Source organism: uncultured Draconibacterium sp., assembly GCF_913063105.1.
Classification (GTDB): Bacteria; Bacteroidota; Bacteroidia; order Bacteroidales; family Prolixibacteraceae; genus Draconibacterium.
The window spans coordinates 1-22,732 of the sequence record NZ_CAJXYQ010000018.1 but is presented as its reverse complement, the minus strand read 5'-3'; the positions used below and the strand labels follow the sequence as shown (position 1 = coordinate 22,732).

Genomic DNA, 22,732 nt, shown 5'->3' with positions numbered 1-22,732 from the left:
TTTATCGATGATGGTAACCCGATTTTGGCCGGTCTTCTGCCGGTGCTCCAAATGTGTAATTTGGTTTTGGCCCCATCGTAAATTCCAAAACGCCACCTTTCATCAACTCCTCGTGGGTGATGTATGATTTAGAGTAGGCTTGTCCGTTTAAAGTGGCCGATTGAATATAAATGTTGGTTTTATTGAGCTCTTTTGCCATTACCTGAAAGGTAAGTTGGTTGGGGAGTTCAATCTCAGCCGATTCGAAGAGCGGGCTGCCAAAAACATAAACGCCATTAGCCGGGTTTACCGGGTAAAATCCGAGGGATGAGAAGACATACCACGCCGACATTTGGCCACAGTCTTCGTTACCACACAAACCATCAGGTTGGTCGGTATACATTTCGTTTAAAATAAAATTAATGCGCTCGGCCGTTTTCCATTGTTGGCCCGCAAAAGCATACATGTACGGAACATGGTGGCCGGGTTCGTTACCATGAGCATACATGCCAATTAAACCAGATATATCCACCGATGCGCCTTCCTGTAACTTTTCTTCACTGATGAAGAGCTGGTCAAGTTTTTTTATAAAGCTTTCTTCGCTGCCAAACAGGTTAATTAATCCGTTAATATCATGCGGAACCAGCCAGGTGTACTGCCAGGCATTGCCCTCGCAATAATCGTCGGCACGATGTTTCGAATGTACAGGATCGAAAGGAGTGCGCCAGCTGCCATCAGCCATTTTTCCGCGCATAAAATTTGTTGATGAATCGAAATAGTGCCGGTAATATTCTGCCCTTTTTGCAAAATGGTTAAAGTCTTCTGTTTTTCCCATTTTTTTCGCCATGGCTGCAACAGCCCAGTCGTCGATGGCATATTCGAGCGCCATGGCTACCGATTCAATAAGCGAATCGGCAGGGATATAACCACGTTCTTTAATAAAGTTCAGGCCGCGTTCATCCATTAACATGGTCGACTTTATGGCTTGAAATGCACGTTCTGCATCAAATCCGTTGTATCCTTTTAGGTATGCATCAACAATAACCGGAATGGCGTGATTGCCTACCATGGTATTGGTTTCGTTTCCGTGCAGATGCCAAACAGGTAATTTCCCTTGTTCGTCGAAAATATCCAGAAGGTTATTAACGATGTCGTTCACCTTTTCGGGCTGCGTTAGTGTAAATAATGGGTGGGCAGCACGATAGGTATCCCAAAGCGAGTAGGTAGTGTAGGTGTTGTAACCGGGATTCGGGTAGTTTTTTCCATCGGCACCCCGATAATCTCCATTTTCATCGTTAAAAACCGATGGGGCAATCATGGTGTGGTAGAGTGCCGTGTAGAAGGTAGTTTTATTTTCAGAGCTGGTACTTTCAACTTTTATTTTTCCCAATTCGTGGTTCCATTTTTCACGAGCAGCAGCTTTTGTTGCTTCAAAGTCCCAATGGTCGATTTCGCTTAATAGGTTGTTTTTTGCGCCGCTGGTGCTTACCGGCGAAATGGCTGTTTTAACAAGTAGTTCGCCATTACCTTCAAATTCCAGCATTACTGTGTTAATTCCTTTGTCGTTTTGTTGAATTGTTGAAATGTTTTTTATGGCTTTGGAAAAACGGGTGTGGAAGTAAAGCTTTTGATTTTTGGCCCAACCGGTGGAGTAACGCAATCCTTCAATACTATTGGAATCAATTTGTTTTATTTCAGCCTTGGTAAGAGCATCCCAGCCGGTTCCGTACGAGAGGTCGATAATAAGTTTTGAATTGCCTGTTGCCTTATAGTCGTATTTATGAAAGCCAACACGTTCGCTTGCTGTAAGTTCGCTTGTTATGTTGTATTTGTTGATGTGCATCTTATAATACCCGGGTCTCACTTCTTCGTTAGTGTGGGTGTATTTGGCTTGCCAGGGGTAGGGCATTGTTACCGAATCGGTAAACTGAAAATCGGATGAAACAGGCATAAACAACAGGTCGCCCAAATCGCCAATTCCGGTTCCACTTAGGTGAGTGTGTGCAAAACCAATTAAAACCGAATCGGAATAATGGTATCCCGAGCACCAGTCCCAGGTTTCGTTTGCATTGTTTGGGCCGAGCTGAATGGCTCCGAACGGAACGTTTGCCCCAACAAATACATGGCCATGGTAATCGCTGCCGATGTATGGGTCTACATAAGCTGAAAAATCTTTAGGTTCAGGTGCTTGAGAGCACGAGAATACGAAGAGTGCCAAAAATGCATTAGCTGCAAAAAGAATTCGGTTCATTTTGTTGAAATAGGTATGCAATAATAATGAATAATACGGGAAAAGCAAACCGGCAATGCCGGTTGCTTAACCCGTAAATTAAATCTAAACTAGACTATGCGAGTGACTTAAAAGTTCGGTTCTCCGGTATCCCACCATAAACGGGTACTTATTAAATCTGGCCCACTCATAGTGGCAACAGCGGCTGCTACAGCATCAGGGTTATTTGATCTTTCGCTTTCAACAAATGGCATTCGCTTAATCCATTCATCGGCAGGAATTACACCCCAGTCTTCGTTACTATCGTTTTGGTAAACCAATGGAAGTTTCGGATATCCTGTTCTGCGGAAATCAGCCCAGGGCTCGTTTGGATTTGTGAATCCGGCGATCCATTTCTGAGTAATGATTTTTTCCAGTTTTTCTTCGCTCGTAGCTGCTTCATCCCATGCAACAGTAACGGTAGAACGTGATACAAAGTCGTTCACGTCGCCATCGTACGCAGCGTCGTTATAATCAATTGGTGTACTTGTTGCATCAGCAAGGTATGTATCAACACCACCAGCGCCCCATTCTGCAAACGAAGCACGTACCCCAGCATCGTAGTTGTCGGCAGCGCTTCCTGCACCAGTCCAACCGCGTAATGCTGCTTCGGCTAAATCAAAATAAACTTCAGCTGCCGAGATGTATGGTCTTTTTTCAATTGTTTTGAAACTCTCGTTGATTGTAGAGCATGCGGTATGGTCGCCTTTGGCAATTAGTTTAGCACCGTTACGGATTCCTTTGTATGGAACTTCAGGGTGATCAACTACCAATGCATCATCAGTGGCAGGATTAAAATAAGTTTCGATACGTGGGTCTTTTAAACCAACAAGGAATGATTCCATTCCTGCCGACATACGTGTGTCGTTCCATCCAAAACAAATTAACGAAAGGTAAAGGTCGTTACCGTATAGTGATACTTTAAAGTTATCGTCGTTGCTGGTAATCAAACCTGCAGCATCAGCAATGGCTTTTTCACCTTGTGCCTTAGCCAACGCAGGGGCTACCTTCGAAATACGGATGGCTAAACGCAAACGCATTGAATTTACTAATTTTGCCCATTTTGTGATGTCTCCATTGTAGCTTGCATCGAATGTTTTTATACCTGCGTAATCACTGTTGGCAGCAAAAATTGCCTGTATTTCATCAAGATCAGCAAAAAATGCATTGTAAAGTGCCTCTTCACTATCGTACGAAGCATCGGCTTGTCCGTAAGTAGAGTAAATTACCGGTCCGTGGTAAGTAGTAAGGCGAGACATACCCAAAATACGGATTAATTTGGCCCAGGCCGAAAATACATCGTAACCACCGGCATCTGCAATGTCGATAACCTGACTTGCCGGAGCCATAATGCTATTGTAAACTCTGTTCCAATACGTATTCCAACGAATGTAGTAAGTTGTATTGTTAACACCGCTTACAAACGGTGTTGGCGTAGCCATATAGTCGCAGAAGGATTCTGCTACCAGGTTCTCTTCAATTTGGTGTCCAAAAATATTATACAATAAAGAAGGATAGAATGACCCAATGTGGTTAAAATCCTGCTCTAATGATTCATCCGTTATCTGGTACGGATTTACATTGGCCTCCTCAAAGCTGTCGGTACAGGCGTTGGCCAAAAATGCTATTAAAAATATAAATAGTAATTTTTTCATGATTCTTCAGTATTAGAAGGTGAATTTAAGGTTGAAACCATAAGAACGTGTTGCAGGAACACTAAAGTTATCCAACGATTGAGAGTTCATATCTGTACTCATACCCAGTTCCGGATCGAATGGCGCTTTTTTGTAGAAGAAGAACAGGTTTTGTCCTACTAAAGCAATGGAAGCTGATTTAACTGGTAACCCAATTCTTTGTACATCAAGATCATAAGACAAAGCCAACTGCGTTAACCGGATATTGGTTCTGTCGTAAACATACAATTCTGAAACACCGTTACGACCGCCTACACTTGTGTAATACGTTTTTGGATCTAATTCGGTGACAGCAGTTGTTCCTTGAATAGCATCTACTGAAACATAACCCTGGTCGCGCGCATCGGCTGTACGCTGGCTTACACCCCAACCGTCGAGAATTGATTCGGTTTGGCTATAGGCTTTTCCTCCAATTTTTGCATTGATAAGGAAGCTCAGGTTAAATTGTTTGTAATTGAAGTTGTTACTCCAACCTAAGCTGAAATCGGGTTCCAAACTTCCTAAGTAAGCTTCATCTTTGTTTGCGTAGGTAATTTCAGAAGGAGTTCTTAGCGGTTTTCCGTTGTCGTCCAACATGATTTGGCCGGCTTCATTTCTTTTTAACTTGTACCCATAGATATCGCCAATTGAACCTCCTGTAAATACACGTGCATAGTAACCTTCAGAAGATCCTAAGTCAATGTATTTTGTTTCATCATCAGGATAAAGTTCAACTACCTCATTGTTATTTTTAGAGAAGTTTAATACGGTGTTCCAGTTGAAATCTTTTGATTCAACAGGTTTTCCACTAAGCACTACTTCAACCCCTTTATTTACAATTTCGCCTGCGTTAAAATATTCGTAAGTATAGTAGTTGTCTTGCTGTCCACCACTAAGAGGGCGAGACAAAGCTTGATTTGTACTTGTAATGTGATAATAAGTAAAGTCTAAACCTAAACGACCATCAAATAAACGCCAGTCGGTACCAAACTCCAGTGTTACCAGTTCTTCTGGCTTAGCATCGGTAAATGGTTTTCCTGTGTTACGACTAACACCGCCACTTGCGTTAATACTGTGATTTACCTGGATTAAGCCCCAGGGAACTTCGTTATTTACCTGAGAACCTGATAAACGTACTTTTGCAAATGAAACTGCCTCAGGCATTTCAAACATTTCTGTTAAAATTCCAGATACACCAACTGAAGGGTAGAAATAAGATTGGTTGCCGGTTAAGGCCAATGTTGAAGACCAGTCGTTACGTCCCGAAAGATCCAGGAATAGCATGTCTTTGTAACCTAACTGTACGTTTCCTAATACACCTTGTTTAATGATTTTTCCTCCGTAGGTAGAGTTGATTGAAACATTGTCAGGAATATTCTGGAAATAAAATTCGTTTGGATAAATAAGCGAATTAGTCCCGTTATTTACACTAACTCCATTTCTAAACTCTGATTCCTGGTATGTGGCACCTGCAATTACATTTAAGCTTACATCTCCAAAGTTGTCTGAATAGGTAAAAATACCATCAGCATACACCTGCTTGTCTTCGTATTTCTGGTAATCCCAACGTCCGTTTGGTGAGATGTTTACTTTATTACCGCCTGCATAGTATTTTTGCTCGTACTTTTTGTTGGCGTAGTCAATACTTCCGCGAGCTTGAAATTTCAGTTTTTCGCTAATTTGGTAATCAAGAGCTAAGCTTGCAATAACACGTTTTGTTAGGTCTTCTTTAGGCTGCTTGTTGATTAGCCAATATGGATTTGAAGTAAAGTGGTCGCCTTCAACAAACCAGTTTTGCCAGTACATGTTACGGTCTTCTCTAAAATACTGGTAGTTTTCTTTATAATCGGCAAAATCCAAATCCCTTGGGAAAGTATATAAACTGGTAATAGGGTTAAGGTAATAACCTGCAGTTGCTCTGTTTTTAGTTTTCTCTGAAGTTAACATTACATTCGAAGTAATTTTCAGGTTATCCAATAACTGAAGTGATTGCTTGAATGTTACGTTGTTTTTCTGATAACTATTATTCGGCACTACTCCTCCTGAACCCGTGTTACCATAAGAGAAGTAAGTTGACATTTTTTCGCTACCACCACTAACTGTAACGGTATTGATTAGGTTGTAACCTGTTTCGAAGAAATCGTCAACATAACCATTCGCATAATTTCCTTTAGTGTACGACCAGCTTTCTGCCGACCCGTTTTCGCCACCATAAGAGAACTGCATGTCTGGTGTTTCAATAATGTTTTCGAAAGTCGCAGTCGAGCTGAAGGTAACATTTGTTTTTCCTTGTTTACCTTTTTTTGTGCTGATAATGATAACACCATTTGCCCCATCGCTACCATATAATACGGCAGCTGTTGCTCCTTTTAATACCGAAATACTTTCGATATCGTCAGGGTTAAGTTGCGACAAACCATCACCTTGGTCTGTACCACCCCACATACCCGACTGACCACCTTTGTTGTTAACCATCGGGATACCATCGATAACATAAAGAGGATCGCTTACCTGGCGAATTGATTTGCTACCACGTAATACGGTACGAGTAGAACCACCGGCGCCTGAAGTACTTTTCCTGATTTCCAAACCAGCAGTTTTACCATTTAACCCACTCATGAAGTTTACGTCTCTGGCTTTCATAATTTCATCGCCGGTAACTTGTTGAGAAGAGTAGGTTAGTGTTTTCTTGTCGCGTTGAATACCTAAAGCTGTAACAACAACCTCGTCAAGATTTTGGGTGTCGCTAAGAAGCTTTACGTTTGCTGTAGCTTGTCCGGTAAATGCTACTTCTTGAGTAATCATACCAATAAAGCTAAAAACCACCACATCACCTTCGCTAACGTTTTGTAATGTGTACTCACCATCGAAATTTGTAGTTGTTCCGTTTGATGTACCTTTTACAACTACAGTAACGCCTGGAAGCGGCGCGTCGGATTCGTCTGTTACTTTGCCTGTTACTTTACCTTGTTGTGCCATTACGGCAAAACCTGATAAAAGAAAAATCATGGTAACAGCAAATTTAGAAATAGATAGCCTTTTAGTTAGTTGGCTAATCGTTAAAAAACAATTTTCCATAAAATTTGTGTTAAGTTAAAATATCAAAATTTTGAGCCAAATTAACTATTGTCGATTTATTTGCGATTAACTACCGATTAATGTCTCAGAATTTGTTGTTAATGCTGATTAATTATTGATTAATAATTTTGCAAGTATCATAAGTACAATAAGTTATTGGTTTGTGTTTTTTAATAGAAAATTAAAGATTGATGGCTTTAAAAGCAAAAAAAGTTGTTTGTAGGGATGTTTTTATACCTTTTCTGCTAATGAGGATAAAAATATCAGTGTGTTATTGTTACACATTAACAATAAAAAGCAACTTTTAACTACTTTACTTGCTGGTTTAAGTAGGTCGATAGCGCGAAAATTATACATTTGTGTTTCATTTAGCTAACTGATGATGCGCGTACTTCTAATTTTTACTTTGCTCATTTTTTTATGGATTGGTAAAAGTATTGCCAATGAGCATCGTGGTGTGTTTTTTAAATCGAAAGAAGTTAGCCTCGAAAATCGCACAGGGCTCGATCTTACGTGCAAAGGAGCCATTAATTATAGCAACAGTTTCTCCATCGAATTTGATATCTTGTTTCGCGATCTCGACGAGCGTTATGGTTATGTGTTACAACTTAAAGAGAAAAAAGGCGGGCATCAGTTTGATTTAATTTACAACATCGACGGACGTTTTCCCGATCTATTTATTGTTCTCGATAAAAAGGAAACCAATCTGCAAATGGCGTTAACACGCGAGCAGATTGAACTGGTTAACCGTTGGCACAAGTTGAAACTTGAATTTAATGCTGTTTCGGGTGAGGTTGCCATGACTTTTGAGGGAAAAACTGTAAGCGATAAAATTGATTTGCCTGCTTCATCTGAATTGGAATGGACCTTTGGAATTGTAAATCGTTATGGTTTCGAGATTGATGAAGTGCCTCCAATGTCGGTGCGTAACATCCGGTTTTCGGAGCAAAATAACTTAAAATACTTTTGGCCGCTTGATTACACTGGAGATTTTACTGTTAAAGATTCGGTTGATGGTAAAAAGGCAGAGATTATTAATCCTGCCTGGGTGGTTGAGCAGCATCACAACTGGCAAAGTGTAAAAAGTTTTGAGTTTGCCGAGATGCCACAGGTTGCTTTTAACCGCCAAAACGAGACTTTTTATTTTGTACAACGCAAAAATGGATTAATCCGTTTTAATTTAAACACCAGGAAGGTAAGCACGGTAAATTATAAGGCAGGAAATCCGTTTTACGAAGATGCCCAACAGGTATTTTTTGATAAGGATAACCGCCTGCGTTCCTACTCTAAATACAAAAGCTTAGCTCCGGAGTTTAACGAAGAAAAAGGAAGGTGGAACAACACTTTTGATACACTGGCTTATCTGCCAAAGTATTGGCACCACAATAGTCTTTTACATCCTGCAGATGGATCGTTTACAGCCATAGGAGGTTACGGTTTTTTTACCTATTTCAATACCATACGGAAATTAAACGATGATACAAAAAGGTGGGAAGAGCTAAACTTTAAAGGCGAATTGTTTGAACCACGTTACCTTGCAGCACTTGGCAAGAGTAAGACCGATAGCAATTCTTTCTACTTGTTTGGTGGACTTGGAAATGCTTCTGGAAAACAAATTCTGGGAAAGGAATTTTATTACGATTTGTACCAAATTAACTTTGAGCAAGATAGTATTATTAAGAAGTGGGAGCTTGACGAAATTGATGGTGAAAGTTATACCCCGGTAAATTCGTTGATTGTTGATGAAGAGAACGATTGTTTTTACACGCTCTGTTTTTCGCACAGTAATAACGAAACAGCGTTACAACTTTTAAAAGCCAAACTTTCTGAAGCAGATTGTAAGTTTATAGGAAGTAAAATTCCTTATATTTTTTACGATATAACATCGTTTGCCGATTTGTATAACTGGGTTACCCATAATAAGTTATTGGCACTTACTATGCATCGCCTTTCCAATGGAAGGTTTCGAGTAAATATTTATTCGTTAAACTATCCTCCATCAGAAATTGATTTGCGTGCCAAAGCAAAAAAAACAGCATATACTTTTGATAGTCTTTTGCTTTTTTGTGGTGCACTACTGGTGCTGGCAGTATTACTAACTGTTTTAATTCTTTTAAAACGTAACCGGAAAAAAAGTGCCCCAAAAACACCCGCAGTTAAATTGCAGATAGATACACCTCTTGTTGATGAGAAAATGCAGGGAGGTGTATATACTTTTGGTGGATTCCAGGTTTTCGATCGTAAAGGCAAGGACATTACATACCGATTTTCACCTACCTTAAAAGAACTGTTTTTGCTGATTGTTCTGAATACTTTGTACGGGAACAAGGGCATTTCATCAAAAAAAATACAAGAATACCTGTGGCCGGATAAAGCAGAGCACAAAGCTAAAAACAACCGGGGAGTAAATATTAAAAAATTACGATCAATACTGGAAGACGTCGGTGATATAACCATATCGTTTGATGGTAATTACTGGAGAATAAACCATGGCGATGAAGTTTTTTGTGATATTGAATTTATTAAAAAGTATAATGAATCTGGTTTTGATATCAATCAACCCGTGGAGTTTGCAAAAGTGCTTACTATTTTGAAGCGCGGAAATTTTTTACTAAACACGGATGCAGAATGGCTTGATATGTTAAAAGACGAAATTTCCGGAAAGGTTGTTGGCCGTTTGGAAGACGTTTGCACATTATTGGATATGCGCAAAAATGAGCATGAACTGATGGAAATTGCAGAAGTTCTGTTTTCCTTCGATCAAATGAATGAAAAGGCCTTGCAGCTAAAATGCTACATTTTAAACCAGCAGGGAAAACACAGCCTGGCCCTTGAGGTTTATAATCACTACATCCGCTTGTATAAAAAACTCTACAATGAAGACTTTAATCGTTCGTTTAAAGCCTTACTTTCCGGTCAGTTATAACTCCGGAAACCTTTTTGGTTCTACCTCCTGCATCAGCTCATAAACATTTCTGAACAATAGTTCAACATTAGGTTTCGAAAAATATTCGCCATCAATACCATAAGCCGGACGATGTTCTTTTGCGGGCAATGTCCTGGGGGCAGTATCAAGGTAATCAAAAGCTTTCTGTTCTTCAATTACCTTCTGCAGCATGTAAGCAGTGCCTCCTCCGGGTACATCTTCGTCCATAAAAATTACCTTTCCCGTTTTTTTTACCGACTCCAGTATCCGATGGTTAACATCAAAGGGCATTAAAGTTTGTACATCAATTACTTCAATTGAAATTCCCTTAAAATCCTGTAATAATTTTGCAGCTTTTATTGCATGATGCACGTTCCATGCATAGGTTACGACCGTAACATCAGTTCCTTCGTGCACAATTTCGGGTACCCCAAGCGGAACTTTATATTCGCCATGGTTAAGTGGGAGTTTTTCTTTTACATTATAAGCTTTTAACGGCTCAATTACCAATGCCGGGTCGTTACTCTCGAGCAGGGTATTGTACATGCCTGCCGCCTGGGTAAGGTTGCGCGGAACACAGAGGTACATGCCACGCATAGAGCCTAAAAGCATCTGCATGGGCGATCCGGCATGCCAGATTCCTTGTAGCTGGTGACCTCGGGTGCGAACAATTACAGGCGCTGCCTGCCTGCCTTTTGTTCGGTATTGCATGGTTGCCAGGTCGTCGCTTAATTGCGATTGCGCATAAATCAGGTAATCGAGGTATTGTATTTCGGCAATCGGGCGAAAGCCTCTCAAGGCCAGCCCTATGCCTTGCCCAATTATGGTTGCTTCGCGAATGCCGGCATCGTCAACCCGTATTTTGCCATATTTTTCCTGCATGCCTTTCATCCCCTGGTTTACATCGCCTAGTTTGCCGGTATCCTGACCAAAAGTTACCAGGTTGGGGTATTTATTAAAGAGCGCATCAAAATTTTTATTAACCACAACCGAGCCGTTTACTTCATTCGGATTTTCGTTGTAGGTGACAGGTGCTGGTTTTACACTCAGGGCTGAGTCGGGACCTGTGCGGTGTAACGAGCTGTTGTAAAAACCAGCAGTACGTTCCTCAAACCTGTTTATCCATTCTTTAAGTTGGTCTCTTTCGTTTTTAAGGGAATTGCTAAGGTGCATCTCCAGCTTTAGGCGCTTGGCAAAACTAAGGTGCGAACGTCGGGTGGGAAAAAACTTATCGGTAACTTTCTCAAACCTGCGTTGACTTTGTAAATCACTTTTTCCATCAATTTGCTTTAAAATATGCAGCAAATCTTTTCGTTCGTTCTGATAGCCCTGGGTATAATTGTTCCAGGCATTATTTTTGGCTTGTTTTGCTTGTTTTTGTGCCGATTTCTCAATTTCCACCAACATTTCCTCGTCGGCAATTCCTGAACTAAGCAGCCATTTACGCATTTGGTTAATACTGTCGTATTCGTTTTCCCAGGCCAAACGCTCTTTGGTTTTGTAACGCTCGTGCGAGCCCGAGGTGGAATGTCCCTGTGGTTGGGTAACTTCGTAAATATGAAAAACTACAGGAGTGTGTGTGCTCCGGCAAAAGTCAATCCCTTGTTTAAATGTTTCAATTAATTCCGGATACTGCCAGCCCTTGCATTTAAATATTTTTACGCCATTGCTCTTATCTTTTTTTTCAAAACCTTTTAAGGCTTCCGAAATACTCGATTTGGTGGTTTGTAGTTCAATGGGAACACTTATTCCAAAGCCATCGTCGTAAATGGCTACTGCCATTGGTACCTGCAAAACTCCTGCAGCGTTTATGGTTTCAAAAAAAATTCCTTCCGAGGTGCTAGCATCACCAATACTGCCAAATGCCACCTCGTTGCCGGTAACATTATTGTTGAGGTGTTTTTTTAACTCGGGTTGTTGCCGTACCATTTTGCTGGCCTGCGCCAAGCCGAGCAGTCGAGGCATCTGACCGCCGGTTGATGAAATGTCGGAAGCCGAATTGTATTGACTGGCAAGATCTTTTATCTCACCCAACTCAGAAATATTTCTGGTGCTGAAGTGGTTGTTAAAATTACGGCCTCCGGTCGAGGGATTTATTTCATCATCGGTATCGCCATAAATCATGGCAAAAAACTCCTCAGGTTCAAGCAGTCCCAGTGCCAGCATAAAAGTCTGGTCGCGGTAATAGCCCGAACGCCAGTCACCCTTTTTAAAGTTTTTTGCATATGCAATTTGGGCCACTTCCTTTCCATCGCCAAAAATACCAAAGTGTGCGCGGCCATTGTGTACCTCGCGACGACCCAAAATACTTAACTGACGACTTAAAATGGCAATGTAATAATCCTGAAGGGCTTCTTTTGCTTCAACGTTATTTTGTGTAACCGGTTTTTCTTTTTCTAAATACATATACGCTTCTTGTTTAACTGCTGTCGGGATTAGAACGGTTTTTAGTTTGAATTGTTTAGCTAAAGTTCTTATTTAGAATGCACTAAAAGGTGCATGGATTTAAGAATTTTTGTTTTATTGGTCGTAATTCTAACTATTTGAAAATTAACGAAACCAACAGCTTGTTATTTGTTGTGCACAAGGCAAAAAGATTTATTATTCGAAAATTGTTTTTAACTTTGCTCCACTTCATTTATTGAGATTAAATATCAGAAATACTCCATTCGGAGTTGATTTACACAGGCATAGTTTTGTTTGTGTGATGTTTTTTTATATCAAATTATTTTACTCATTAGTTTAATTGCACAAAAAATGAAACTCAATAAATTACTGGCTAACAGCCAAAAACAAAAACTTTACGAGCCGGGTACTGCAATCATGTGGACCGACACACACATTTCGAAACAGCTTTTGCAAGTGCACCTGAACGAGCATGTGGATTTAGCAAGTCGCAAGCCGGAAACGATAAAAAATACGGTGAACTGGATATCAGGCAAATCAGGAGGAGAAAAGCTGAATATACTTGATTTGGGATGTGGCCCAGGTTTGTATTCAACCTTGCTGGCCGAGAAAGGCCACAAAGTTACGGGTGTTGATTTCTCGCAAAGTTCGATTGGTTACGCAAAAAAGAAAGCAGAAGAGAATGGACTTGCAATTCGTTATATCCGCAAAAATTACCTTGAACTGGAATTGCCTGAACAAAGTTTTGACTTGGTTTTGTTGATTTATACTGATCTGGGGGTTTTGCTGCCACAAGACAGGGCAAAATTGCTTCGGTTTATATACAAGGTTCTGAAGCCCGGAGGTAACTTTATTTTCGATGTGTTGAACGATAAGGATCTGCCTAAAAAAGTAGCTGCCAAAAACTGGGAAGTTGCCGAAAAAGGTTTCTGGAAACCGCAGCCTTATCTGGCACTTTCGGAATCGTTTTTATATGAAAAGGAAAAGGTAATTCTTTATCAGCACCAGATTGTTGATGAAAATGAAGGTGTTTCTCTTTATCGTTTTTGGACGCACTTTTTTGCAGTTGCTGATTTGAAAAAGCTTCTGGCTGAAAACGAATGGCAAGATATTGAATTTTTCGAAGATGTTTTACCGGGGGGGAACCTGTTTGGTGGAAAGCATGTAACTTTTACGGTTGCCCGAAAAAAGCAGTAAAAATTAAAGGGCACGAACTTAGCTCGTGCCCTTTAATTCTATTATTCTACAATAATTTCATCAACAAATAGCCAGCCTGGTTTTCCCTCGCCGGCATGGCCTTTGGGGCAACTTGTTAAATGCGCTGCGGTAACACGTACATAACGTCCTTTACCTTTTTTGTTTAGCACCAGTTCTTGAGTCTGACGCTCCCCGTCTTTTGCGCTAACCTTGTTTTTTACTGTCCCCAGTTTTTTATAGTTCTGTCCGTCTTCCGAAACTTCAACTGTAACATGTGTTGGGTAAAAAATCCATGCGCCGTTATCCTGAAGTACTCCGGTGCTTACTTTTGAAAACGATTGCGACTGTTCGAGGTCGATCGTTGCCACCAGATCTTTTCCGTTAAATCCTTTCCAGTTGCCATCGTGATGGTCTTTGGAGCCTTTAATTCCGTTTACCAGTGCAAATTCACCACTTGATTCGTAGCTTTTGCTGTTCGGGTATTTCTGGTTCACTTTGCAGGCAATGGCTTTATGAATAATAAAATCGGTGGCCAGTGGCTGCGATTTCTGTTTTCCGTCCTGAATAACAACAGCTTTCACAGTGCCTGATTTCGTGATCGAAAATGCCTGAGTATACTTATTTGATTGTGCGTTTGGTTCCGATCCGTCAATCGTATAAAAAATGTCGGGATTCCATGCATCGGTGCTTAATGAAACTTTTACCGCCTTGTTTTCAGTATCAAGTTCCGGTTTTGCCGAAACCTGAAATGCACTGGTTGCATAGTTGATTCCCAATTTGTCGAACCGTTGGTATTGACTTTTCATTCTTTTTGAGAAATCGCCCCAGTCTTTTGCCTCTTTTGGCGACCATAATACTTCTGAAAGGGCGCTCATACGCGGCATAATCATGTATTCCACATGGCGTCCGTTTGGCATATATTCTGTCCAGATGTTGGCTTGGGCACCAATAATATGTTCGGCTTCTTGTGGACTCAATTCTTCGGGCACAGGTTCGTAATGGTATACTTTTTTAAGGGTGATGTTTCCGCCAAAAGCTTTTGGCTCAAGCGAAGGATTACCCTGATAATAATCAAAATAACAATGAGATGTTGGCGACATTACCACATCGTGACCGGCTTTTGCAGCCCTTATGCCCGGATCGGTACCACGCCACGACATAATGGTTGCTGTCGGATCCAATCCGCCTTCCAGAATTTCGTCCCAGCCAATTAACTGACGGCCGTTTTTATTCAGGAATTTCTCGATTCGTTTTATAAAATAAGCCTGCAATTCATGCTCATCTTTTAAGCCTTCGTTGCTCATGCGTTTTTGGCAGAGCGCACATTTCTCCCATTCGGTTTTCGTGGCTTCATCGCCTCCAATGTGGATGTATGTTGATGGGAAAAGTACCATAACTTCGGTCAGTATGTCTTCCAAAAAGTTAAACGTTTCTTCTTTTCCGGCACAAAAAATATGCGTGATTGGCCAAACGCCGCCCGGAGGAACAGGTTTGTATTCGCCGGTACACGAAAACTCGGGATAAGCTGCCAGCGCCGACATCACGTGAGCCGGCATTTCAATTTCAGGAATTACCGTAACGTGTTTTTTTCGGGCGTATTCAACAATGGCTTTCGCATCTTCCTGCGAATAAAAGCCGCCGTATTTTGGTTCATTCTCCTTTACCGGTTCTTTTCTTGAGTTCCAGTCAAGGTGCGCACGATCGGCGCGCCAGGCACCAATTTCAGTAAGTTTGGGATATTTTTTTATTTCTATTCGCCAACCCTGGTCATCCACCAAATGCCAGTGGAATACATTCATTTTATGCATGGCAATGTAGTCGATGTACTTATAAATAAACTCAACAGGCATAAAGTGGCGCGAAACATCGAGGTGCAAACTGCGCCAGCCAAATCGTGGATAATCGGTAATTTCCATGCAGGGCAGGGTAGTGCCTTCGTTTGCGGTTAAAAGCTGCCAGATACTTTGCATTCCGTAAAATAAACCGGCAGTAGTGTTGGCGTTCAAAAAAACATGGTTGGGCTGAATAGAAAGCGTATAACCTTCGTTCCCGATTTTTGTGTGGAGTGGATTGTTTAGCTGAATAAGAATATTACCTTTTTTGTTCGATGTTGGTTCTGCAAATTTCGGTGCATTGCCCGTTGCGTTTTTTAAAATGTCACTCGTCAAATCAGCAAATTGTTTTTCGATATCGTTTGTAGCATTAAAAAGAACTTTGGTGTTGTTGGTAATTTTAAACTCGCCCTCGCTTGTTACTACCGAAACCGGCTTTGGTACCATGTTGGCAGATTGGGCAAAGGTGCCAACACTGATTATCATCGCTAAGATGGAAATAAATAGTCGCATCATTATTTTGTTTTTATGTGATTTCTGTGAATTAAAATATCGGCTCAATTGTAAAACTGTACTGGTAATCTTTTGCCCGAATCTGGTATTTATCCATCGGCTGTGCTCCCCATGAATTATCGCCGCCAACTCCCATCTGAATCAGGTCGGTACAAATAAAAACACCATCTTTCTTTACAATGTCGTTAGTGTGGCGATAATCGTCCATGTCTTCCATGTCAAAATCTTCAATAGGATTGTGCAGTGCAGAAAATCCAACTACCGGATTGCCCGAAATTTTTAATCCCAGGCCATTTTCGTTTCTCAACTCGAACCAGCGTACATCGGTTTTGTACCCGTTTTCCTGTGGTCGTACATAGTGAAAATACTGATCCTTTACTTTACTTTCGTAAAGGCCAACAAAGGCACTGCTGTTTCTATCAATATAATTTTCGTGTGGCCCGCGGCCAAAATATTTCAGATTGTCGAAATTTACCGGCATTTCCCAGCGCATGCCAATACGTGGTATATTTGGAAGTTCAGTATTTGATGTTTCAAAACTACTTGAAACCTCAATTCTGCCTGTGCCGTCTACAATCTGTACAATGGCCTGAGTGGCGTCTATCTCCTCAAAAGTGTATTTTGTAGTCAGGTAAGTTTTACCGTCTTCTGTTTGGAATGCAGTAACGGCTTCTGGCTTTAAGTTTCTTGAAACTTTTCGCCAAATTCCCATCCGTTCAAGCATGTTGCTGCCTTTGTCATTGTCGTTGGCAGGGCGCCAGAAATTCACCTGCGGACCTTTTTGAATGAGCTCGGTGCCGTTCATTTTATACGATGAAATTGTGCCGGTGGCTTTGTCGAAATGAATAGTAAATTGTTGACCAGTAATGATAAATTCGTCGTTTGTTTTTTCCAGTTTCAGCTCCGGGTAAGTGGATTCCTTATCATTTGTATTGTTCACAATAACTTTCATTTTAGGAGCAAATTGCTCATGAGCCACTTCAAAACCGGCTTTTCTGAATGGTTTGTCAACTTTTAGTTTTACCGAAAAGTCAGTGAGAAATTCATGCGATTCCGGATCATCGAAACTTATTTTTGCCCCGGTGTCAATAAATATATCCCTCGATTCTCCGGGTTTTAAATTGAAATCCTCAAGAACACCTGAACTCCAATATTTGCCATCGCGGGTGGTAACCCAGCTTATTTCATAATCGCTTAAATCAATAAAATCAAACATATTGGTAATTCTGAACTTTCTGTCAATCCTTCCAAACTGCACGTTTTGATAGGCATATTTTACTTCCCAAATAGCAGGATGTGGCGTGTAGTCGGCCGAGATAATTCCGTTGCAAACAAAGTTATAATCGGTAGGCATGTTTTCGCCGTAATCGCCACCGTAAGCCCAGAACTCAGTTCCGTTGTCGGCCTTTTTTACCAAGGCCTGATCGATCCAGTCCCAAATGTAACCACCTTGCAGCTGGTCGCTACGGTCGCGGTTAAACACCTCCCATAAATCAACCAAATTGCCATTGCTGTTTCCCATGGCGTGTGAATACTCACTGGAAATGTATGGTTTGGTCTGGTGTTTCGATGCGTAATTCTCCAGTGCCTGAACACTTGGGTATTGCGGACAGAAGATGTCGGTATTATCACCCATAATCGCACGCTCGTATTGAACTGGCCGCGAAGGGTCGCGTTCTTTTATGGCTTTATAAACTGCAGAGAAAACTTCACCGTCGCCGGCTTCATTTCCCATCGACCATACAATTACACAGGGGTGATTTTTGTCGCGCTCCACCATGCGCATGTTCCGGTCGATGTGTGCTGCAGTCCATTCCGGCTTTTTGGCCAGCGAATGTTCGCCGTAATACATGCCATGAGATTCAATATTTGCCTCGTTGGTTACATATAAACCGTATTTGTCGCACAAATCGTAAAAACGCTCGTCGTTGGGGTAGTGGCTGGTGCGCACGGCATTAATGTTGAATTGTTTCATCAAGGCAATTTCTTTTATCATTGCCTCTTCACTAACAACATGCCCCTTATATTGATCGTGTTCATGGCGGTTTACCCCTTTTATTGTTACAGGAACGCCGTTGATGTGAAACACCTCGTTAATAATCTCCATCTTTCGGAAACCTATTTTTGAACTCACAGCTTCAACCGTGTTTCCGTTTTCATCGATTAAACTAATTACCAGCGTATATAAATTAGGTGTTTCAGCAGTCCATTTACTTACATTTTGAATTACACCATCAGAGAAATGGACAGAGGCATTTTCCTTTCTATTAATTTTTACCTCTTCTTCTCTACTCGATAAAGAATAACCCCCTTCATCAAAAATGTCGTATTTAACGGTATAATTTCCTGATTTCAATTTTGCGGTGTGATTACTTAAATCAACATCAAGGCTAAACAGTCCGTTTTTGTATTCTGCGTCAAGGTCGGGGTGGGCAAAATAGTCGCGGATTCGAACTTTTGGTGTTGAATAAAGATATACATCGCGTTCAATTCCGCTTATTCGCCAAAAATCCTGTGCTTCCAGGTACGAACCATCCGACCAGCGGTACACTTCTGCCGCCACAATATTTTCACCTTCTTTTAAATATCTTGTGATGTCCCATTCAGCCGGAGTTTTACTTCCTTGCGAGTAGCCAACTTTTTGGCCGTTAATCCATAAGTAAAAAGCCGATTTAACAGCTCCAAACTGGATAAAAACCTGGCGGTCTTTCCAGCTTTCGGGAATAGAAAAGGTTCTTCGGTACGAACCAACCGGATTATAATCGTGTGGTACTTTGCCCGGTTCTGCCGGATATATATCATCAACAAATTTCATCTCAGGCGAAACAGGTCGTTTGTAATCCGAAAATTCATACTGGTGATTCACATAAATAGGAAAACCATAACCTTCCAGCTCCCAGTTGGCAGGAACAGGAATGTCATCCCAGCTGGAAACATCGTAATCAGGTTGGTAAAAATCCTTCGGCCGGTCGGCAGGTTTTCTTACCCAATTGAATTTCCAGGTACCACTTAGTGTTTCATAATAAACTGATTGATGCGGTTTTTGGGTAAAAGCAGCCAACACCGATTCAAATGGCATTAAGCTGGCATGTGGTTTTTCTTTGTTTTTGTCAAATACTGCAGGGTTTTCCCAGTCGTTTGTTTGATTTTGGGCGAAAACGTTGCAAAAATGAAAAACTGCAAAAAGTAAGATGCAAAATTGTTTCATGGTTTTAAAAAAATTTTCAAAGCAGTATCAAGATAGTCTAATAAATTCCAAAGATAGTTTTTTTTGGGTGGATTGTTTAACTTCATTTTGAGGGAATTTACTACCTCCCAAAAATTTGTTTTAAGTTTTATGTGTTTTTAAGTTTTTTTAACAAAGCTGCTTATTGTTCAAGTTTCAGTATATCAGGTGTTTAATGTTTTGTTCGTTTTGGCTTGAATGATTTTAAACAGTATTTAAAATTTGTGAGATTTAAAATATAGTTCTACTTTCGTGCACGTACACGGAAAATTATTTTTCAAAATAATATAACTAAACTAGTATCATGGAATTCGGAAAATACAGTTTTGGAGTGGGCGACCGCTTCAATCATGAAGGAGAAGCACAACTTCGTGCATTAATTAGAGCTAATCAAAAAGGAATTGCGGTTACCCCGGTATGGAATAAATCAAACCGCGAACACGACATTGTTCATTCAGAACCGTCTGGAACTCGTGTTGAAGCAGATGAAGCAACAAAAGCTTTGGGCTGGGATAAGCCCTATTTTGTGGATGCCGATCATATTAACCTTGGTAATGTAGATCGATTTATTGCTCATTCCGACTTTTTTACACTTGATGTAGCCATGTACATTGGCAACGAGTCTTCAGCTGATGATGTAGATGCTTTCAAGTCATCATGCGCCGCATTGGGGGCCAAAGTTACTATTCCGGGAATTGATGAAGCCATTGAGATTTCGGAACAACTATTGGAGGAAGTGGCCACAAAATACCTTGCCGCGATTAAAGAAGCCGGAAAAATATATCGCCACATTGAAGCAGCTAAAGGCAAAGGAAACTTTGTTACTGAAGTATCGATGGATGAGGTAGAAGCACCGCAAACACCGGTTGAACTATTTTTTATTTTGAAAATGATTGCCGACGAAAATATTCCAGCTCAGACAATTGCGCCAAAATTTACAGGGCGATTTAACAAAGGTGTTGACTATGTAGGTGACGCCACTCAGTTTGCCAAAGAATTTGAACAGGACGTGTTGGTAATTGATTATGCGGTTAAAGCCTTTGGTTTACCCTCTGATTTAAAACTAAGTGTACATTCAGGTTCGGATAAGTTTACCATTTACCCCATAATGGCCGAAATAATAAAGAAATACGACAAAGGATTACATGTAAAAACTGCCGGTACAACGTGGCTGGAAGAGGTAATTGGCCTGGCAATTTCGGGCGATGAAGGTTTAGTGGTAGCCAAAGAGATTTATACCAAAGCACTGCAACGAAAAGAAGAACTTTGTGGGCCTTATGCCGATGTAATTGATATAGACGATGCACAACTGCCTTCGGCTGAAGAGGTTGCTTCATGGTCGGGAGAGAAGTTTGGTAACACATTGCGCCACATCCCGGGGCATGCCGATTACAATGCAAATTTCCGTCAACTCATACATGTAGGATATAAAGTTGCAGCCGAAATGGGTGAAAATTATACCGGTCTCTTAAAAAAACACGCCGATGTAGTTGGTGGCTGTGTTGAAGAGAATATTTACGACAGACATTTAAAACGTTTATTTGATTTATAAAAATCTGAATTTTCGGGAAGCCGAATTCTTACTTATATTTTTGTTATGAAACAATTTATGGAAAAAGATTTCCTGTTGCAAAGCAATGTTGCGAAGGAATTGTACCACGATCATGCGGCTAAAATGCCCATTTTTGATTATCACTGTCATATTAATCCAAAAGAAATTGCAGAAGACAAGCAATACAATAATATGACTGAAATATGGTTGTATGGCGACCATTATAAGTGGCGCGGTATGCGAACCAATGGTGTTGATGAACGGTATTGTACAGGTGATGCCAGCGACTGGGAAAAATTTGAGAAATGGGCGGAGACTGTGCCACATACCCTACGCAATCCTTTATTTCACTGGACACACCTGGAACTGAAAAAGTTCTTTGGAATAGATAAAGTACTAAGTCCGGCAACGGCCAAAGAAATTTGGGAAGAATGTAATGCCAAATTACAAACACCAGAATATTCTTGTCGGGGAATTATTAAAATGGCAAATGTACATACCATTTGTACCACTGATGATCCGGTTGATTCTTTGGAATACCACCGTGCCATTAAAGCCGATGGTTTTGAAACTGCAGTTTTACCAGCATGGCGCCCTGATAAAGCCATGGCTGTTGAAAATGCAGCAAGTTATAACGATTACCTGAAACAGTTGGAAGAAGCTGCTAATATGAATATTGGTAGCTTCGCCGACCTGATGGATGCTCTGGATAATCGTCATGAATTCTTCCATCAGAATGGCTGTCGTTTAAGCGACCATGGTCTTGAAACCGTATTGGCAGAAGACTATACAGAAGCTGAAATTGAAAAAATATTTGCTAAAGTGCGGTCGGGCAACGAGTTATCAAAAGAAGAAATTTTGAAATTCCAGTCGTGTATGTTATACGAATTTGGGATTATGGATCATTCCCGTGGCTGGACTCAACAGTTCCATCTGGGAGCCTTAAGAAACAACAACACTCGTTTGTTTAACAAACTTGGCCCCGATACCGGATTTGATTCAATTGGTGATTTTGAAGTTGCACGTCCACTTTCGAAACTATTGAATCGCCTTGACTTGGAAGATAAACTGTCAAAAACAATTCTATACAACCTTAATCCGCGCGATAACGAACTAATTGCAACAATGATAGGGAACTATCAGGATGGTTCTGTGCCTGGAAAAATGCAGTTCGGATCCGGATGGTGGTTTCTCGATCAGAAAGACGGAATGGAAAAACAAATGCAGGCCTTGTCGAACCTTGGTTTGCTGAGTCGTTTTGTAGGAATGTTAACCGATTCGCGCAGCTTTTTATCGTACACCCGCCACGAGTATTTCCGCAGAACCCTATGTAACTTGCTGGGTAATGATGTTGAGAACGGCGAAATTCCATACAACAAGGAATTGTTGGGCAACATGGTTGAGAATATTAGTTTTAATAATGCCAAGGCTTATTTTAATTTTTAGTAAAAACGATTTGATTTTTAACGACTTTTAAGCGTTATATTTTGGTGGAAGTATATTTTTGCAATCGATTGCATTGCGGAGTATCCCAAATCTTTGCAAGAGAGAAATAAATTCTGCTTCGTTGGGATAAGTTCCATCTTATATCTATAGAATAAAAACAACATGACTAAAATGAAAATCAAATCAAAATCAGAATGCACTTACGATTGCATCTCGTTGGGTGAAGTAATGTTAAGGCTCGACCCGGGCGAGGGCCGTATAAGAACAACCCGACAGTTTCGTGCCTGGGAAGGCGGTGGCGAATACAATGTATCGCGTGGACTGAGAAGGTGTTTTGGCAAGAAAACAGCAATTATTACAGCGCTGGCCGATAACGAAGTTGGTGCTTTGGTTGAAGACTTTATGCTGCAAGGCGGCCTTGATACTCAGTTTGTAAAATGGGTGCCTTACGATGGTTGTGGGCGAACAGTTCGCAACGGGCTGAATTTTACCGAACGTGGTTTTGGTATCCGTGGTGCCAAAGGTGTTTCCGACCGTGGCAATACAGCTGCGTCACAGCTAAAACCGGGCGATATTGACTGGGAATACATTTTCGGAACACTTGGTGTACGCTGGATGCACACGGGTGGTATTTT

10 protein-coding genes and 1 pseudogene are annotated in these 22,732 nt (G+C 40.9%); 5 read left to right on the top strand and 6 right to left on the bottom strand.

Annotation, left to right across the window (positions count from 1 at the left end):
- Window position 1: 1 nt before the first annotated feature.
- From QZ574_RS15610 to QZ574_RS15600, 3 genes are all read right to left on the bottom strand, one after another.
- Entirely contained in the window at window positions 2-2,230 is a 2,229-nt protein-coding gene (locus QZ574_RS15610; RefSeq protein WP_297091191.1) for a GH92 family glycosyl hydrolase, read from the bottom strand.
- Window positions 2,231-2,337: 107 nt separating this feature from the next.
- Window positions 2,338-3,903, bottom strand: a complete 1,566-nt coding sequence (locus QZ574_RS15605) for a SusD/RagB family nutrient-binding outer membrane lipoprotein (RefSeq protein ID WP_297091189.1) — start codon at window positions 3,901-3,903, stop codon at window positions 2,338-2,340.
- 12 nt (window positions 3,904-3,915) lie between these two features.
- The gene (locus QZ574_RS15600) at window positions 3,916-6,930 is read right to left on the bottom strand and encodes a SusC/RagA family TonB-linked outer membrane protein (RefSeq protein ID WP_297091187.1); all 3,015 of its coding nucleotides are present in this window, start codon (window positions 6,928-6,930) and stop codon (window positions 3,916-3,918) included.
- Between the two features lie 448 nt (window positions 6,931-7,378).
- Between QZ574_RS15600 and QZ574_RS15595 the strand changes: the two genes are divergently transcribed.
- The gene (locus tag QZ574_RS15595; protein WP_297091185.1) at window positions 7,379-9,925 is read left to right on the top strand and encodes a hypothetical protein; all 2,547 of its coding nucleotides are present in this window, start codon (window positions 7,379-7,381) and stop codon (window positions 9,923-9,925) included.
- On the opposite strand, the gene QZ574_RS15590 is transcribed toward QZ574_RS15595, so the two are convergent.
- Window positions 9,920-12,331 (bottom strand): alpha-ketoacid dehydrogenase subunit alpha/beta, encoded by a 2,412-nt coding sequence (locus tag QZ574_RS15590; RefSeq protein ID WP_297091183.1) that lies wholly within the window; start codon window positions 12,329-12,331, stop codon window positions 9,920-9,922. The genes QZ574_RS15595 and QZ574_RS15590 overlap by 6 nt on opposite strands.
- A 351-nt stretch (window positions 12,332-12,682) precedes the next feature.
- Here QZ574_RS15590 and QZ574_RS15585 point away from each other — a divergent pair, with 351 nt between their 5' ends.
- A complete protein-coding gene (locus tag QZ574_RS15585) occupies window positions 12,683-13,528 on the top strand; it encodes a class I SAM-dependent methyltransferase (protein WP_297091181.1) in 846 nt (281 codons plus the stop codon).
- 41 nt (window positions 13,529-13,569) lie between these two features.
- Here the strand turns inward: QZ574_RS15585 and QZ574_RS15580 are convergent, their stop codons facing one another.
- Both QZ574_RS15580 and QZ574_RS15575 read right to left on the bottom strand, forming a co-directional pair.
- The gene (locus QZ574_RS15580; protein WP_297091179.1) at window positions 13,570-15,876 is read right to left on the bottom strand and encodes a family 20 glycosylhydrolase; all 2,307 of its coding nucleotides are present in this window, start codon (window positions 15,874-15,876) and stop codon (window positions 13,570-13,572) included.
- A 28-nt stretch (window positions 15,877-15,904) separates the two neighbouring features.
- Window positions 15,905-19,081 (bottom strand): glycoside hydrolase family 2 TIM barrel-domain containing protein, encoded by a 3,177-nt coding sequence (locus QZ574_RS15575; protein ID WP_297091177.1) that lies wholly within the window; start codon window positions 19,079-19,081, stop codon window positions 15,905-15,907.
- A 322-nt stretch (window positions 19,082-19,403) separates the two neighbouring features.
- On the opposite strand from QZ574_RS15575, the gene QZ574_RS15570 reads away from it, so the two are divergent.
- The 3 genes and pseudogenes from QZ574_RS15570 to QZ574_RS15560 all read left to right on the top strand — a co-directional run.
- Window positions 19,404-20,651 (top strand): tagaturonate epimerase family protein, encoded by a 1,248-nt coding sequence (locus QZ574_RS15570; protein WP_297091175.1) that lies wholly within the window; start codon window positions 19,404-19,406, stop codon window positions 20,649-20,651.
- A gap of 45 nt (window positions 20,652-20,696) precedes the next feature.
- On the top strand, window positions 20,697-22,097 hold the full coding sequence (uxaC, locus tag QZ574_RS15565) for a glucuronate isomerase (protein WP_297091173.1): 1,401 nt from the start codon (window positions 20,697-20,699) through the stop codon (window positions 22,095-22,097).
- A gap of 171 nt (window positions 22,098-22,268) precedes the next feature.
- Window positions 22,269-22,732: pseudogene (locus tag QZ574_RS15560) on the top strand (sugar kinase); the annotation flags it as partial.

Coding starts and splice junctions, on each gene's coding strand:
- QZ574_RS15610 (WP_297091191.1), bottom strand. CDS start 2,230: ATGAACCGAATTCTTTTTGCAGCTAATGCATTTTTGGCACTCTTCGTA.
- QZ574_RS15605 (WP_297091189.1), bottom strand. CDS start 3,903: ATGAAAAAATTACTATTTATATTTTTAATAGCATTTTTGGCCAACGCC.
- QZ574_RS15600 (WP_297091187.1), bottom strand. CDS start 6,930: ATGATTTTTCTTTTATCAGGTTTTGCCGTAATGGCACAACAAGGTAAA.
- QZ574_RS15595 (WP_297091185.1), top strand. CDS start 7,379: ATGATGCGCGTACTTCTAATTTTTACTTTGCTCATTTTTTTATGGATT.
- QZ574_RS15590 (WP_297091183.1), bottom strand. CDS start 12,331: ATGTATTTAGAAAAAGAAAAACCGGTTACACAAAATAACGTTGAAGCA.
- QZ574_RS15585 (WP_297091181.1), top strand. CDS start 12,683: ATGAAACTCAATAAATTACTGGCTAACAGCCAAAAACAAAAACTTTAC.
- QZ574_RS15580 (WP_297091179.1), bottom strand. CDS start 15,876: ATGATGCGACTATTTATTTCCATCTTAGCGATGATAATCAGTGTTGGC.
- QZ574_RS15575 (WP_297091177.1), bottom strand. CDS start 19,081: ATGAAACAATTTTGCATCTTACTTTTTGCAGTTTTTCATTTTTGCAAC.
- QZ574_RS15570 (WP_297091175.1), top strand. CDS start 19,404: ATGGAATTCGGAAAATACAGTTTTGGAGTGGGCGACCGCTTCAATCAT.
- uxaC (WP_297091173.1), top strand. CDS start 20,697: ATGAAACAATTTATGGAAAAAGATTTCCTGTTGCAAAGCAATGTTGCG.